Origin of the sequence: Mesorhizobium sp. ZC-5 (assembly GCF_025753855.1) — a bacterium.
In the GTDB taxonomy this organism is placed as follows: domain Bacteria; phylum Pseudomonadota; class Alphaproteobacteria; order Rhizobiales; family Rhizobiaceae; genus Neomesorhizobium.
The window spans coordinates 113,097-128,625 of the sequence record NZ_JAOWPT010000008.1; the positions used below are offsets into that span (position 1 = coordinate 113,097).

Below are 15,529 nucleotides of genomic sequence, written 5' to 3' on the forward strand. Positions count from 1 at the left end.
AAGTCCGAACCAATGGCACAGGCAACCGGGGTCGACCCGAACAATGTCCCGCATCGCGGGCTGATCACCATTTCGATCATGCTGGCGACGATCATGCAGGTGCTCGACACCACGATCGCCAACGTTGCCCTGCCGACGATGACCGGCGACCTCGGCGCGTCGCCGGACACCATCAACTGGGTGCTGACCTCCTACATCGTCGCCGCGGCGATCATGACGCCGGTGACCGGCTGGCTCGCCGACCGTTTCGGGCGCAAGGAACTGTTCCTGACCACGGTGGTGGGCTTCACCGTCATGTCGATGCTGTGCGGCATGGCGTGGAGCCTGGAAAGCATGGTGCTGTTCCGGGTGCTGCAGGGCCTGTTCGGCGCGGCGATCGTGCCGCTGTCGCAAACCTTCCTGCTCGATATCAATCCCAAGGAACGCCACGGTTCCGCCATGGCGCTGTGGGGCGCCGGCATCATGGTCGGGCCGATCATCGGGCCGACGCTCGGCGGCTGGCTGACCGAGAGCTTCAACTGGCGCTGGGTCTTCTTCATCAACCTGCCGGTCGGCATCGTTGCCTTCCTCGGCTGTGCCGCCTACCTGCCGAGCATTGGGACACGGCTGCGCGGCTTCGATTTCTTCGGCTTCGCCATGTTGTCGCTCGGCGTCGGCGCGCTGCAGCTGATGCTCGACCGCGGCGCCGAGGTCGACTGGTTCTCGGCCGCCGAAATCTGGATCGAGCTCGGCCTCGCGCTCACCGGCTTCTGGGTTTTCACCGTGCATACGATGACGGCCAAGAATCCCTTCATCGACCCGAAGATCTTCGTCGACAGGAATTTCGTCACCGGACTGGTGTTCATTTTCGTGGTCGGCATCATCCTGCTCGCCAGCCTGGCGCTGCTGCCGCCGATGCTGGCGCGCATCTTCAACTATCCGACGATCACCACCGGCATCATCATGGCGCCGCGCGGCGTCGGCACCATGGTCTCGATGATCCTGGTCGGCCGTATCATTCAGAAGGTTGATGCGCGGTATCTGGTGGTGCTTGGCCTGATGCTGACGGCCTACTCGCTCTATGTGATGACCGGCTTCACCCCGCAGATGGACAATTATCTGATCATAGAAAGCGGCATCGTCCAGGGCCTCGGCCTCGGGCTGGTTTTCGTGCCCCTGTCGACAGTGGCCTTCGCGACGCTGCCGCCTCACTTCAGGACCGACGCTGCCAGCCTGTTCAGCCTGGTCCGCAACCTGGGCTCGTCGATCGGCATATCGATCGTCACCGTGCTCCTTACCCGCAACATGCAGATCAACCACGCCGAATTGTCGGCCGGCATGACGCCGTTCAATCCGAACCTGTGGTCGGCCTCGCCCGCAGCGGCCGGCGGTGATGTGACCGCGCTTTCGCAGATCGACAATCTCGTCAACCTGCAGTCGATGATGATTTCCTATGTCAACGACTTCAAGCTGATGATGATCATTACGCTGTGCGCAATTCCGCTGGCGCTGCTGCTGCGCAAGCCCAAAATGACGACCCCGGCCGGTGCCGCGCCCGCCGCCCACATGGACTGACCATCCCGCATTCTCGGCAAGTCCACCTGGCGGCGGACTGCCTTCCACCTCCGGTTGGTGGACCGAGAATGCGGATTCTCTCGCAAAAGGGTTCAATCGAGCCGGCTCATGGTCTAAAACGCCGCGCCGGGGGGCGCCGTGAGAGATTCGACATGCTTGCCGATGTCACCGCGCCGATTGTTCTGACATTCCAGCTGCTGCGCCGTTTCTGGCCGCAACTCGTCGCACTCGTCCTGCTGGGCATTCTGTTCGACGGTATTTTCCGGCAGCTTGCCGTGAACGCGGCATTTTTCGACCATTACGCCGGACTGGCGGTGCTGACTTTGGTTGCGTTGACGCAACTGGTGGTCGTCGTTGCCCTGTTCCAGGTGCTGCGGCCGGCGCTGCCCGAGATCGCGGCGGCGCAGGCCGAAGCCGAGGGATCCGAAAAGTCGCAGGCCAAGGGAGGCGCATCGCGTTTCGCCTCCATGGTCACGATCGCCCTGCTGCCGTTCTTTGCCTACTACGCGGCCTCCGGTTTTTTGGGCGATATCGTCCGGCAATACTCCAGGACCGCACTCGAGCAGGCGCCGTTCGGCGAAAGCTTCATGCCGCTCGACGTGCTCGATTCGTGGTGGATACTGCTTCCGGTGGCCGTTGCATGGGCGGTACGCAAATTCGCACTGAGAATGCAGAAGGACGCCGCGCACCCGTTTTGGCAGATCGTGGTGGTCGTCTGCGAGACGAACTGGATCTTCACCGGCCTTTACGTGCTCAGCCGCTGGAAGGACAGGGGGATGGAGTTGCTCATGGAGAGCAAGCTCTGGGCCTTCTTCCAGGCGTTGGTTGAAGCAATCGTCGGCCCCGTCGCGAGAGCGCGGGCGCAAGGGATGGTGCCGGTAGAAGAGATGTCCCTGGGCGCCTTCGCCGAACTGAGCACTCTGTTCTGGTACATGCTGCTGCCGGTCGTATGGCTGGTCATGACCGCGCTGATCTACGGCTACGACGTGAACGACGACAAGGAGCTGATGCACATCCACAACCGCATGCAGCGTTTCGGCGAGCGCTACCGCGCGATCCCGGCGTTCTTCAGGGATTTCATCGAACACTTCATCGGCGGCTATCGCTCGCGTTACCTGCCGATCGCAAACGGCGTGCGCATAACATTGAGTTCCGGCGTCGTTCTGCTGGTCACGCTGATTGTCGGATATCGGCTGATCGACTGGGGGGCGTCCTGGCTCTGGCTCGGGACTGCCCATCTGATCGGCCACCAGCCGGGTTACGCCTGGGACGTGATCCCCGACGGCATCTCGCTGTTCTTCGGCAGCCAATTCCAGGATTCGTCAATGGGCATCCTCGTGGAACCGCTGCGGATCTGCTTCCTTGCCGCAGTGCTGGAGACGGCCTTCGCGCTGCCGAAAAGGGCGCGTTCATCGCAGGCACCGCAAGCGGCGGAATAACTTAGGGTTTCGGGCGCTCGAAGCGCAGATAGTAAGGCGGCTCGCCGTCCAGTCCCAATGTAGGCCGCACCCGATCCGCTGCATCTTCGGGAACGACGAAGGTTTCGCGGATTCTCAAAGTGGCCTCCGGCGGGGCCATCGACTGCGATTGGGAGCCGCACGTGTCGACGCCCTCGCTGTCATCTTTCAAGGCAGGGACGCGACCAAGGTAGGTGGGCGTCCAGGACCGGCCTTCATCGTCGACAATTCCTACCCTGCACGCCCCCCAGAGTTGTTCGAAGACCGTGTCGCCCATTTTCAGTGTGTTCTTCGCCGATCCCACCTTGGCGGTGAGGTCGACGACGATGACGATGGCATTGGCAGGCACCATGGCGGATTCGAACCCCTCGAGCCTCCGCATTCCAACCAGCCGCCAGTCGCTGCCGCCGAACGGCGCTTCTATGCCAGCAGGGACGTCCCTGGCGATCAGGTCGTTGCCTTTGAACAGCCAGCGGACATGCTCGAAGTTCATCGCAATCGCAGCAAGCGGCAGCAAAATGACGATCGCCCAGAGGCTGCGGCGGCGCCATTTTCTCTCGGTCTGGAGATCCTGATCGGCAACCGGGCCGGCCTGTTCGGCAGCGCTCATCGCATTCTCCCTCAAAGCTGGCTGATATCGAGGACGTCCGCTATCTGCGCGGGGGTGCCGTCAGGGGTCAGTTCGATCGCGTCGAGCGTGATGCGCGCTTCAGAATCGAATTCCGTCAGGTAGTCCCTCGAAACGAGCAGCTTTGCGCCGCTTGCCTGATCCGGGGGAATTTCGAAAATGAGGCGACCGCCCTGCGGCAGGCCCGCGGCAAATGCCGTGGGAAAATCCGAACCGATCCTTCCGGTTTCGACATAGCGCAGTCCCGTCGGCCCCTCCCAGACCCGCCGATAGATCGATTTCGGGGCCTCGGTGGCGGTCAGGTCCGTCGTCACAACCGCCCACACGCCGCTGGTCGTATAGGTCTGCTGAGAGGTCTTCAGCGCCCGGGCGAACTCGACCTTGTCGACGCGCATGTCGAAAAACCGCGTCGCGAGCGTCTCACCCATGCTGCCTGCCACGGGAATCGTCCTGGTCAGGTCGTTGAAGCGTGGTTTCGTTTCCCGCATGCCGTAGCAGAGCAGGGCGGCCACGCACACGATCGCTATGTTGCCGACAAGCTTCATCATGACGGCGTTCCCGGCGATGCTTCCTTGACCGGGAGCGTCACCTCGACGAGCGGCTGCTCGTTGAACCAGCCCGGCTTGCCCTTGAGGTTGTCCATCGGCTTGTAGGTCTTGGTGGTTACGGTGAATTTCAGTTGGTCGGGGACGGGCTTCGCGGCCGGCAATGTCCAGAGATAGGCGATGCGTTCGGTCATTCCGGGGTGGAGACGATCCAACCTCTGCGGATCCCGCATCAGAATGAGGGTCGGTGCGATCTCGTCACGCTCCAGGGGTATGTGGGGCCGGAAAACCGACAGACAGTCATCGCTGCTTTCATGGGTGCGGTTGGTCATCTCGACTTCCAGCACCAGCGCCTTCTGGCCGTCCTTGAGCGGCGGATAGATGTCCTTCCCGCCGACATATGCTTTCAACGGCACCGCACGCCATTGTCCGGTTTCGATCGGGCTGCCTGCCGTCGACTCGGGTATGGGTGGATTGGGCAATGCCCCGAAGGCGCCGAGAAGCCCGGCGATCGAGACGGCGGCAATGGTCCCCGCGCCCGCCGTCAGCCAGGTTTTCGTCCTGCCACGAATACCGCTGAACATGAATCTTGTCCCGTATTCCGATTCGTTCAGCCCGCCGCCGACGTTATTTAGGAAAAAACCGCGCGGGATGAAACACCTAGCCGCCGCGCTCGTCCAAAAACCGCGCCCGAAGGCCTGAATTCCGCAATTCCCGCACCTCTAAATTTGTTGGGCCAGCGCGTCTCGCCTAGCCAATCCGTGAAAATTGTTGCAGGATTTTCATCGAGGAGACCGGATAGTTCGGATAACAAGGGAGCCCACATGTCAAAGGAACTCGAATTTCTCAGCCGCCACGTTGTCAGCGGCCGCCTGTCGCGGCGGGATTTTCTCGGCCGCGCCGCGGCACTCGGCGTGAGCGCCGCATTCGCGAACGGCCTCGTGGGCAATGCCGCGCGGGCACAGGGCGCGGTGAAGGGCGGCCTGCTGAAGGCCGGTATGGTCGGCGGCGAGTCCACCAACAGTCTCGACCCCGGAACCTGGTCGAGCCAGGTGCCCTACACGCTGGGCCGCTGCTGGGGCGAGCAACTGCTCGAGACCTCACCGACAGGCGAGATCGAATACCGGCTGGCAGAGGAATACGACGCTTCCGACGACGCCAAGACGTGGACGTTCAAGATCAGGAAGGGCGTGACCTTCCACAACGGCAAGGAACTGACGCCGGCCGACATCGTCGCAACGCTCGAGCGCCATGCCGACGCCAATTCGAAATCCGCAGCGCTGCCTTTCGTGCAGGAATTCCAGACGATCAAGGCAGACGGCGATACCGTCGTCATCACGCTGAAGGAGCCGAATGCCGACCTGCCCTATGTCGTCGGCGATTACCACCTGATGATCCAGCCGAACGGCGGCAAGGACAATCCGACGGAAGGCATCGGCACCGGGCCCTACAAGATCGTGGTCAACGAGCCGGGCGTACGGCATGTCGCGGAGCGACACGAGGGGTATTGGGGCAGCGACCAGCGCGGACATGCCGACCAGATCGAGATCGTCGTCATCAACGATTCGACGGCGCGCACGTCTGCCCTGCAGGGCGGTCAGGTGCATATGATCAACCGCGTCGAGCCGAAAATTGTGGAGCTGGTGAAGCGGGTGCCGGGCGTCACCATCCGCAATGTTCCCGGCAAGGGCCATTATGTCTTCATCGCACACTGCAACACCGCGCCGTTCGACAACAACGATCTGAGGCTGGCGCTGAAATATGCGGTCGACCGCGAGGAGATGGTGCAGAAGATCCTCGGCGGCTACGGCACGGTCGGCAACGACACGCCGATGATCAAGGGCTATCCGCTGTTCGACGACGATATCGAGCAGCGCGTCTTCGATCCGGAGAAGGCTGCGTTCCATTTCAAGAAGTCCGGTCACAGCGGCTCCGTGCTGCTGCGTACGTCGGATGTGGCCTTCCCCGGCGCGGTCGACGCGGCGCAACTCTACCAGCAGAGCGCGGCCAAATGCGGCATTACGCTCGAGGTGAAGCGCGAGCCCGGCGACGGCTACTGGTCGGAGGTCTGGAACAAGCAGCCATTCTCGATGTCGTACTGGACCGGACGGCCGACCCAGGACCAGGTCTATTCGATCGCCTATCTGTCGAAGGCCGAGTGGAACGACACCCGCTTCCAGCGCGAGGATTTCGACAAGCTGATCCTCGGCGCGCGCAGGGAACTCGACGAGGCCAAGCGCAAGGCGCTCTATCGCCAGGCGGCGGTCCTGCTCAAGGATGAGGGCGGCGTGATCGTGCCGATGTTCAACAACTACATCGACGCGACCAGCGACAAGGTCGGCGGCTGGGTCGATGACCCGAACGGTGAGCTGATGGGCAGCCATGCGCTGACCAAGTGCTGGCTGGTGGCGTAGGCCAGCTTATTCCGTCGCTGAGGGGTAATCGCTGGAGTTACCCCCACCCCTAACCCCTCCCCACAAGGGGGAGGGGGATCGAACAGGCGCTGTTTCGGCTGAAAACCATCGAGTGTTAAGCGCTGGATGCACTGCCGCAAAGTCTCCCTCCCCCTTGTGGGGAGGGTGGGGGTATGAGCCGAGCGCAGCTGCCAATCTCTATATGCGATGGCCCTCTCAAGGGGTAGGAAGCTAACGCCGTGCCTCGGTCGCCATGCGGAAGGCAAGGCCCGTCAGCACCGTTGCCATCAGCCAGCGCTGGACGACCGTCCAGAGCGGCCGGCCGGCGAGAAACAGGGCGATCGACCCCGCCATGGCGATGAAGATGGTGTTGAAGGTGACGCTGACGGCGATCTGCGTTGCGCCCAGCACCAGCAGCTGCGTGAGCACGCTGCCCTGCTGCGGGTCGATGAACTGCGGCAGCAGCGACAGGTAGAGCACCGCGATCTTCGGGTTGAGCAGCGCGGTGACGAAGCCCATGGTGAACAGCTTGCGCGGGCTGTCTGCCGGCAGATTGCGGACCTGGAACGGCGAGCGGCCGCCGGGCCGGATCGTCTGCCATGCCAGCCACAGGAGGTAGAGCGCGCCGGCAAACCGCAAGGCGTCGTAGGCATAGGGAACGGCAATCAGCAGCGCCGTGATGCCGAAGGCGGCGGAAAACACGTAGAACAGAAAACCGAGCGCGATCCCGCCGAGCGAGATCATGCCGGCGACGGGACCCTGGCAGATGGACCGCGATACCAGGTAGATCATGTTCGGGCCGGGCGTCAGCACCATGCCGAGCGCGACAAGTGCAAAGGCGATCAAATTTCCGGATTCGGGCACGGGCATTCTCCAGATGTGTGAGAGGTGCCCAGGCGCGCGGCATCGGTATGTTCGCGCTTCCCGATGGTTGCCCATCTGGAGCCGGCGGTCAGCCGGGCTCGTCGCCAGTCACGCGAACGGCGGGACTATCGTGTCGGACGCGGCAGCCTTCAAGACGCTGGCGCGGCCAACCATTGCGCCAGATGCGGCCGGTTGCGATCAGCCGACGATGCGCAGGTTGGACAGTTCGTCGGCGATTTCCTTGAATTTCTCGGCAAGATTGCTGCCCGTCGCATTCCAGAACAGCTTGGCCGGTTTGGAAGGGTCGTCCGCGTCCTTGCGGAAGCGCGAGTCGGAGGAGCATCTCTTCAGGGCTTCGATCGCCTGGTTCTCGTCGTAGTCGTCGGTGCTGAGATCGAGCGAGACGGTCATCACCAGAACCTTGGCGGCCTTGGCGTTGTCGCACAGCATCGCCATCTGCTCGTTCATCGCGCTGGTGTAGTTGCCAGCGGTATAGTTGGCCCGGCCGATCGCCGCGCTGGTGCCCTTAAAGAGGCGGGTCTCGGCGGTGTCGCCATAAGACTGGCCCGTATATCCATACGCGGCGTAGGTGGACTTGTTCCTGCCCGGATCCTTGTTGGGAACAGAATAGGTGTTCTCGCCGTCGGTCAGCACGATGATGACCTTGTCGTTGCCCTTCTCGGTTTCCGGTCGGCCCGCGGAGAAAGGTTCGGCATGCGAGATGGTGCGCCAGCCCCAGGCGGTGCCTTCGGGGACATTGGTGTTTCCGTTCGCCACCATCTCGTCGATTGCCGCCTTCACAGCCGTCAGGCCTTCCTCGGTGCTGACGTCGGTCAGCGGAGTGATGGCCTTGGTGGTGCAGCTGTAATTCGGACCGCGTCCCTTGGAGAGCACCGGCGCATCTTCGGCTCGTGCCATGAAATACTTTGCCATGTTGCGCTGGCGGGTCGTGCCGGTGGTGCTCGACGGGGCGTCGTTCCACCAGCTGTTCGCCGCGTCGTAACCGACCGGCTTTGGTTCATCCGGATTCTGGGTGGTTTTCCAATGGTTGCCCGGTTCGTCGGGCGCGAACATCGGCACGAACAGCGTAGCAGGGTCGTCGGTGGCGGAGGCTGTCGCATCGTTTACGTTGTAGGGGTGCGGGCGCACTTCCACGCAGCCCTGCCAGGAGGCAAAGGGACCATAGGTGTCGACATAGTCGTAGGCGTAATAACCATCCCTGCAGGTGCCGTTGTCGCGATGCTTCGTGCAGACATAGTGCCTGCTTCCGTCGACGCGCTCGTGGCTGGTGACCACCTTCATGTCCCGATAGAGCGAGAAACGGCTGAGCACCTGTCCTTCTTCCTCGCCCCAGCCGGTGCCTCCCTTGTACCAGCTGTTGCCGGTCTGCTCGGCATATCTGTCCGGCGCGTTCAGCGTCGACCAATCGAAATTCTCATGATGGACGGGGGAGACGCCGTCCACATCCATCCAGGATGCGCCGGCGTATTCGGGGCCGACATTGACCGACGCGGCAAAGGGCACCAGGGCGAACTGAACCGGCTTCTCGACCTGCTTGATGAGGTTCGCCTGCAGGGCCAGCGTGTCGACCAGCTGCTTGGCTGCCGCCTTGAGAAGATCGATCCGTTTTTCGCCAGAGCCGGATCCCTCCTCGTCCATCGATCCCGAATTGTCGAGGACGAGCGCCACCTCGAGCGAGTTTTTCAGGCGGATCTCGGAGCGCGCGCTGACGGTCAAGTCGGTCGGCCCGGCATCTCCCATCAGCTTTTTGAAAGCAGGCAGGAAATATGGCTTGTATGTGAGCGTGGCGGACAGCTTCAGGGTGCCGCCGCCGACAGCGCTCGTCGGCAAGGTAACGTCGAGCACGGCATCGGCGGGATCGATGGCACCGAGATTGGCTTCGAAAAAATCCTGCGCGTAGGCGATGATTTCGGCATCCTTCGCGCCGGACACCATGTAGCGCGCAGTGGCGATGCCAGCCGCGTCGAGCGCGTTGAGCGTCGCCTGTTTCTGGCGGGTCACCTCGGTGTAGTCGATGGCCAACGCGACGGCGCCGATCAACGGCACCATCATGACCGCCGTCATCAGCGCGAAGTTGCCGCGCCGGTCCCTGAGAAATCTGCCGATCATCGAGGCGGCCCCCGCCGCGAAACTGTTGACCACCCAAGCTTTCATAAAGGCTTGAATGTCCGGTTTGGAAAACCCGTCGATTTCTCCGGCACGCGTTGACGAAGGCGTAACCAAGCCGGAACGAGCGGTGCCTATAACAGTTCACCCCGCTGGGCGGCGGGGTGAACTGTCTGGTTTGAAGGCTGGATCAGCTAACGATGCGCAGATTCGACAGTTCGTCGGCGATTTCCCGGAAGACCTTCTCAAGTTCGCCACCAGTGGCATTCCAGAAGAGCTTCTTGTCGGTGCTTATGCGCGAAAAGGACGCGCAGTCCTCGAGCGCCTCGATCTGCTTTTTCTCGAAGTTGTCGTTGCTGTTGAGATCCAGCGCCACTGTCATGATGATGACGTGGGGGTCGTGGCCACCTGTCGTCTTGGGCGCCTTCGCGTTGTCGCACAGCTTCTTGAAGTGCTGGTTCATCGCCCCGGTGTAGTTGTCGGCGGTGAAGGTGGTCTTGCTCACCGTGGTGTCCTTGAAGATCCGGGGGTCACCGTTGTTGTACTGTTGTCCGGCGTAACCGTATGCCGCATAGGTCGACCTGTTCTTGATGGGGTCGTTGGAATTGGACGTGGAATCGTTCAGATCGCCGTAGGTGTTCTCACCGTCGGTCAGGACGATGACCACCTTGTCGTTGCCCCGTTCACTGTCCGGGCGCCCTTCCGTGAAGGGCTCGCCGTGGGAGACGACGCGCCAGCCCCATGCCAGGCCTTCGGGAACGTTGGTGTTGCCGGTAGACTGCATCGCCGTGATGGCGGCTTTCACATCATCCTTGCCGGTTCCCGCCGTCACATCCTTGAGCGGCGTGATGCCGGTGGTCGTGCAGGAGAAATTCGGACCATCCGTACTCGATGCTTTCTGAAAATATTTCTCCACGTCCTCCTGCCGCTTTTCGATGGAGCCGGCGACGTACTTATCAGGCCACCAGCTGTTGCTGTAATTTCCGTAGAGATAATTTCCGGCCCAGTTTTTCACCCGATCGGGTTCGTCGGGTGCGAACATGGGAACGAACAATGTCGCAGGATTGCCTGGAGTCGGAGTGGTGTCGTCGTTGTTGTAAGGCGATGGTCTCGCCTCAACGCAACCTTTCCACGGGATCTTGTCTCCCGACGTCGTTCTCATGTCTTCATAGAGACTGAAACGAGTCGCGGGCTGGCCGTTGCTTGCTCCCCAATCCGTGCCCTTCTTAATCCAGCCATTGCCGCTTTTCTCGACGAATTTCTGGTTACCGAGAACCTTGGCGGCCACCCGGGTCCAGTCGAGATTCTCGTGATGGACAGGCGAAATTCCGGCTCCATCCATCCATGATTTTGGCGCGTCACCCAGACCAAGCGCGTTGTCCCGGCCGACATTGACCGACGCCGAGAAGGGAACCAGCCCGAACTGCACCGGTTTGTCGATCTGCCTCAGCGCCTCGCCTTCCTTGGCGATGGTGTCGACAAGCTGCTTCGCGGCATCCTTGAGCAGTTCCAGGCGGGTCTTGGTCGAGCCCTTTCCCTTTTCACTCATCGAGCCGGAATTATCGAGCACCAATGCAACTTCCAGGGTATTCTTGAGCCTGACGTCGGTGCAGGCGTCGAAGGAAATCTCTTCCATCGGCTCGCGCAGCAGCACGCGGAAAACAGGCAGAAAATAGGGGTGGTAAACGAGGCTCGAGCATAGCTGCAGAGTGCCGCCGCCAGTGTTGTTTTGCGGAAGAAGAACGGTGAGCGAGGTGTCCGTGGGATTGATTGTCTTCGACAGGTTCGACTCAAAGAAATCTTTCGCGTAGATCTTCAAATCGTCATCCGAGCCGCCGTTGATGAGCTCGCGCGCGGTGGCTATGCCCGCCGCGTCAAGTGCATTGATCATCATCTGGCGCTGGCGCGACATCTCGGAATAGTCGATCGCCAATGTGAGCGCGCCCATGATGGGCACCATCGAGATGGCCGTCAGGATCGCGAAATTGCCGCGCCTGTCTTTCAAAAAACTGCGGATCATTGTTTCAGCACCCCTGCCAGACCCAGTTTGAATGGCAAAGAATGGCAGAGAATCGTTAAATTCCCGGTTCTGAAATCCTTTCGAAAGATGAGCAGGCGCTTTATCCGAAATTAACCATCCGCAGCTGATGGACGTCTCGCCATCAACCAATTTCTCTGCCCGATGCCGGCGGATGCCGCTGGAATGAAAGCTGGTGACAGGGTGGCTGGCTTCGGCTAATTCCGGGTCGGCTTGGCGACCGCCAGTCGAAATCGATCGAGGAGACGTGATGACGGGTTCGCTGAAGATGATCAGTTCGCTTGCAGACCTGTCCGGGCGGTATTCCGCCATCCTCTGCGATGTCTGGGGCGTACTGCACAATGGCGAGAAGCCGTTTCCCGCCGCCGCCTCGGCACTGGCGGCGGCCCGCGAGGCCGGCGTTCCGGTCGTCCTGATTACCAATGCGCCGCGCCGCACGGACGACGTGGTGGCGCAGATGAACGTGATCGGCGTTCCGCCAAGCGCCTATGACCGCGTCGTCACCTCGGGCGACGTGACGCGCGACCTGATCAGCGTCGGACCCCGCAAGGTGCTGCATCTCGGGCCTGAGCGCGACATGAACATCTATGACGGTCTCGGTGTCGAGGCCGTGGAAGAGTTCGAAGCTGACGGCGTGGTCTGCACCGGCTTCTATGACGACGAGACGGAAGTGCCGGCGGACTATGCGGAATTGCTGCGGCGGCTTAGGGCCCGCAACCTGCCGTTCATCTGCGCCAACCCCGACATCGTCGTGGAACGGGGTGAGCGGCTGATATGGTGTGCCGGTGCGCTGGCGCGCGACTATGCCCAACTCGGCGGCCGTACGCTGATCGCCGGCAAGCCGCACGCGCCGATATACGAGGCCGCGATGGCCGCGGTCAGCGACATCGTCGGCCGGGCGGTCGAGCGCTCGGAGGTCGTTGCGATCGGCGACGGCATGATGACCGACGTGAAGGGCGCTGCCGACAACGGTTTCGACGTGCTCTACGTGTCGGGCGGCATCCACGCCCGCGACTACGGCGACGTGCTGCAGCCCGATGCCGACCGGCTTGCGGCGTTCCTTGAAAAGCATGGCTACCGGCCAGTGGCAACCATACCGAGGTTGCGATAGGGCTCGTATGAAGCACGCTTTCGAGCGCATAACCGGAGCGGCTTTCCTGCCGGCACAGCTGCGCGGCGGCGTCGTTGCGATCGGCAATTTCGATGGCGTTCATCGCGGCCATCAGGCCGTGCTTGAACGGGCGCTGGCAGAGGCGCGGCGCCGCGACGTGCCGGCGCTGGTACTGAGCTTCGAACCGCATCCGCGTACCGTGTTTCAGCCGGACATTCCGCTCTACGTCATCACGCCGCCGCCGATGAAGGCGCGGCTGATTGCCGAACTTGGATTTGCAGCGCTCGTGCAGCAGCCGTTCGACCGCGAATTCGCGGGGCAATCGGCGGAAGAGTTCGTCACGCATATCCTGGATGAGGGGCTGGGCATAAGCCACGCCGTCACCGGTTTCGATTTTCATTTCGGCAAGAACCGGCAGGGCGGCCCGGCCTTCCTGATGGAGGCGGGCGAACGGCATGGCTTCGGCGTGACGCTTGTCGATGCGTTTCGGGACGAAGGCGCGGAGGTCGTCTCGTCGAGCCGGATACGGATCTTGCTCGAGCAAGGCGAGGTGGCCGAGGCAGCGGGGCTGCTGGGCTATCGTTACACAGTCGAAGCGGAAGTCGTGCGCGGCAAGCAGCTTGGCCGCGAACTGGGCTTTCCAACGGCCAACATGGCGCTGCCGGAAAATACCGGGCTGAAGCACGGCATCTACGCGGTGCGGCTGCGCCGGGCCGACGGAACGCTGCATGACGGCGTTGCCAGCTTCGGCCGGCGGCCGACGGTTGACGACAACGGCGCCCCGCTGCTCGAGACCTTCGTCTTCGACTTCTCCGGCGATCTTTACGGCGAGCGCTGCGCCATATCCTTCTTCGGCTTCCTGCGCGGCGAGGTGAAATTCGACGGACTCGACGCGTTGATCGTCCAGATGAAGCGCGACGAAACCGAGGCCCGCGCCCTGCTTTCGGGCGCGAGGCCGCTTTCCGACCTCGACCGGCGGCTTACCTTCGCCGCCGGCTGATCGGGCCTCAGCGCTTCAGCGCCAGCCCGAACGCGATGAACGACCAGCCCTGGAAGATCAGGTCGATCGCCAGGAACATGCCGAGGATCCACAGGCTGTTGACGGGCCATCCGATGGCGATGATCGCGCCGAGGAGCAGGGTGATCACGCCGCCTGCCACCACCCAGCCCCAGTTGGCATCGGGCCGCGCCTTGATACCGACCCAGATGCGCAGTACGCCGCCGGCGATCAGCGAGATCGCGAGGACGAAGGTGAGCACGGCCGAGGCCAGCAGCGGGTTCATCAGGGTGACGATACCGGCGATGGCGTAGACGATGCCGCTGAGCAGCCACCAGAAGAAGCTTCCCCAGGTCTTGACGCCGAAAGCATGGATAATCTCCGCGACGGCGCCGATCAGCATCAGCCAGCCGACAAAGAAGACTGAAGCGACGGTCGCGATGACCACGTTGTAGAAGGCGATCACGCCAAGCACCAGAAACGCGATGCCAAGTGCAACGAACCAGCCCCATTTGGAACGGACCTCGGTAATCGATCCGCCAAGGCTTTTCGGCGAGTGCGGTATGTCAGTCATGGTGGCCTCCGTTGGCTCGCCATTCCCTCGATCCGCGAGCTTCCGTAAGGATAACCTTTGAGGTCAAACGCGTCCATTCTTCCGAGCAATGAAAAACAGCACGCCGTTGCCGTAACCGCTACGAATTAAATCAATTTTTACCGAGCTGCCGCAACAAGGGTCGACCGCGACCAGCGGTTTGATGCATGCATGTGGGCGGGTTTTCATGATTTCGTTGAAGCGGATTTCGACCGTTGCCGTTGCGCTTTCGCTCACGGCGACCGCGCAGGCAGCGGCGCAGGACAGCGGCGGGCTGTTCGGCTGGGTGCGCGGCGACTGGTATCTGACCGTTGGCGCTGCCGGGTTTGTCGCCCCGCGCTTCGATGGCGACGACAGCTACCTCTTCAACGTCTCGCCGATGATTTCGCTGGGCAAGGCCGGGCCGGAAGCCCGCTTTACCTCGCGCAACGACAACATTTCCCTCTCGCTGTTCGACAATGGCGGGTTTCGTGCGGGCGTCACCGGCAAGCTGATCTTCGAGCGTGACGGCGATACGGCGGATGACCTCAAGGGCCTCGATCCCGTGCGGTTCGGCGGCGAGGCTGGCGCCTTCGCCGAAATCTATCCGACCGACTGGCTGCGCGTCCGCGGCGAGCTCCGGCAAGGCATCCGCAGTCATGACGGCATCGTCGGCGATGTCGCGGTCGACGCCTTCACCGATGTGACGCCGACCATCCGCCTCTCGGGCGGCCCGCGCATCACCTTCGCGTCGAGCGATTATTTCGACGCCTATTACGGGGTGACGCCGGAGGAATCGGCTGCCTCCGGCATCAGCACCTATTCGCCGAAGAGCGGAGTGGAATCGGTAGGCATTGGCGGTGCGATCACCTGGAAGGCCACTGAACGCGTCACCACCAGCGCGTTCGGCGAGTATTCGCGGCTCATGGGACCCGCCGCCGATTCCACCCTGGTCAAGGAGCGCGGCTCGAAGAACCAGTGGCTGTTCGGCGTCTCGGCGACCTACCGCTTCGATTTCCAGCTCTGAGGCGGCGCGCATAAACCGCTTTATTCTGTTCTCCTTGTGAGCTAGAAGCGCGGCATGACGCAGCGCGCTCCACAATTCGCGACCGCGATACGAATTACCGGCCCGGTCTTCCCGGCAGCCTGAGGCTGCCCGAAGATCCGGGATTTTCCGTGCGCGTACCCCTCGCGCTTTTTCCAATTCATGATAGTTGAACGCC

At 62.2% G+C, this 15,529-nt stretch carries 13 protein-coding genes and 1 riboswitch; of the genes, 6 read left to right on the forward strand and 7 right to left on the reverse strand.

The genetic code is table 11. From position 1 onward, the window contains the following. Positions 1-12 precede the first annotated feature (12 nt). Together OHD58_RS20440 and OHD58_RS20445 are read left to right on the forward strand one after the other, a co-directional pair. Entirely contained in the window at positions 13-1,554 is a 1,542-nt protein-coding gene (locus OHD58_RS20440) for a DHA2 family efflux MFS transporter permease subunit (protein WP_263805237.1), read from the forward strand. A gap of 152 nt (positions 1,555-1,706) precedes the next feature. After that, positions 1,707-2,993, forward strand: coding sequence for a hypothetical protein (locus tag OHD58_RS20445; protein WP_263805238.1), 1,287 nt, complete (start codon positions 1,707-1,709; stop codon positions 2,991-2,993). Position 2,994: 1 nt separating this feature from the next. Here the strand turns inward: OHD58_RS20445 and OHD58_RS20450 are convergent, their stop codons facing one another. From OHD58_RS20450 to OHD58_RS20460, 3 genes are read right to left on the reverse strand one after another with little or no spacing between them, the layout of a single operon-like run. Beyond that, the gene (locus tag OHD58_RS20450) at positions 2,995-3,621 is read right to left on the reverse strand and encodes a hypothetical protein (RefSeq protein ID WP_263805239.1); all 627 of its coding nucleotides are present in this window, start codon (positions 3,619-3,621) and stop codon (positions 2,995-2,997) included. Between the two features lie 11 nt (positions 3,622-3,632). Then, positions 3,633-4,187: a hypothetical protein gene (locus OHD58_RS20455; RefSeq protein ID WP_263805240.1), complete on the reverse strand. Its 555-nt coding sequence runs from the start codon at positions 4,185-4,187 to the stop codon at positions 3,633-3,635. Beyond that, entirely contained in the window at positions 4,184-4,768 is a 585-nt protein-coding gene (locus tag OHD58_RS20460; RefSeq protein WP_263805242.1) for a hypothetical protein, read from the reverse strand. Before OHD58_RS20460 ends, OHD58_RS20455 begins: the two co-directional genes overlap by 4 nt. Before the next feature lie 240 nt (positions 4,769-5,008). Here OHD58_RS20460 and OHD58_RS20465 point away from each other — a divergent pair, with 240 nt between their 5' ends. Continuing rightward, positions 5,009-6,598, forward strand: coding sequence for an ABC transporter substrate-binding protein (locus tag OHD58_RS20465; protein ID WP_263805243.1), 1,590 nt, complete (start codon positions 5,009-5,011; stop codon positions 6,596-6,598). A gap of 231 nt (positions 6,599-6,829) precedes the next feature. Here OHD58_RS20465 and OHD58_RS20470 read toward each other — a convergent pair whose 3' ends face one another. From OHD58_RS20470 to OHD58_RS20480, 3 genes are all read right to left on the reverse strand, one after another. Further along, a complete protein-coding gene (locus OHD58_RS20470; protein WP_412177261.1) occupies positions 6,830-7,414 on the reverse strand; it encodes a LysE family translocator in 585 nt (194 codons plus the stop codon). A gap of 67 nt (positions 7,415-7,481) precedes the next feature. Beyond that, positions 7,482-7,584, reverse strand: a riboswitch (ZMP/ZTP riboswitch). A gap of 76 nt (positions 7,585-7,660) precedes the next feature. After that, entirely contained in the window at positions 7,661-9,637 is a 1,977-nt protein-coding gene (locus OHD58_RS20475) for a TadE/TadG family type IV pilus assembly protein (RefSeq protein ID WP_263805245.1), read from the reverse strand. A gap of 142 nt (positions 9,638-9,779) precedes the next feature. Beyond that, entirely contained in the window at positions 9,780-11,939 is a 2,160-nt protein-coding gene (locus tag OHD58_RS20480) for a TadE/TadG family type IV pilus assembly protein (protein ID WP_318528277.1), read from the reverse strand. On the opposite strand from OHD58_RS20480, the gene OHD58_RS20485 reads away from it, so the two are divergent. Both OHD58_RS20485 and OHD58_RS20490 read left to right on the forward strand, forming a co-directional pair. Beyond that, the gene (locus tag OHD58_RS20485; RefSeq protein WP_263805246.1) at positions 11,878-12,738 is read left to right on the forward strand and encodes a TIGR01459 family HAD-type hydrolase; all 861 of its coding nucleotides are present in this window, start codon (positions 11,878-11,880) and stop codon (positions 12,736-12,738) included. The two genes, OHD58_RS20480 and OHD58_RS20485, sit on opposite strands and share 62 nt — an antisense overlap. A gap of 7 nt (positions 12,739-12,745) precedes the next feature. Continuing rightward, on the forward strand, positions 12,746-13,738 hold the full coding sequence (locus OHD58_RS20490; RefSeq protein ID WP_263805247.1) for a bifunctional riboflavin kinase/FAD synthetase: 993 nt from the start codon (positions 12,746-12,748) through the stop codon (positions 13,736-13,738). A gap of 7 nt (positions 13,739-13,745) precedes the next feature. Here OHD58_RS20490 and OHD58_RS20495 read toward each other — a convergent pair whose 3' ends face one another. Continuing rightward, positions 13,746-14,309 carry an HdeD family acid-resistance protein gene (locus tag OHD58_RS20495; protein WP_263805249.1) on the reverse strand — a complete coding sequence of 188 codons (564 nt, stop codon included), beginning with the start codon at positions 14,307-14,309 and terminating at the stop codon, positions 13,746-13,748. A gap of 205 nt (positions 14,310-14,514) precedes the next feature. Between OHD58_RS20495 and OHD58_RS20500 the strand changes: the two genes are divergently transcribed. Beyond that, positions 14,515-15,333: a MipA/OmpV family protein gene (locus OHD58_RS20500; protein ID WP_263805250.1), complete on the forward strand. Its 819-nt coding sequence runs from the start codon at positions 14,515-14,517 to the stop codon at positions 15,331-15,333. Positions 15,334-15,529 lie beyond the last annotated feature (196 nt).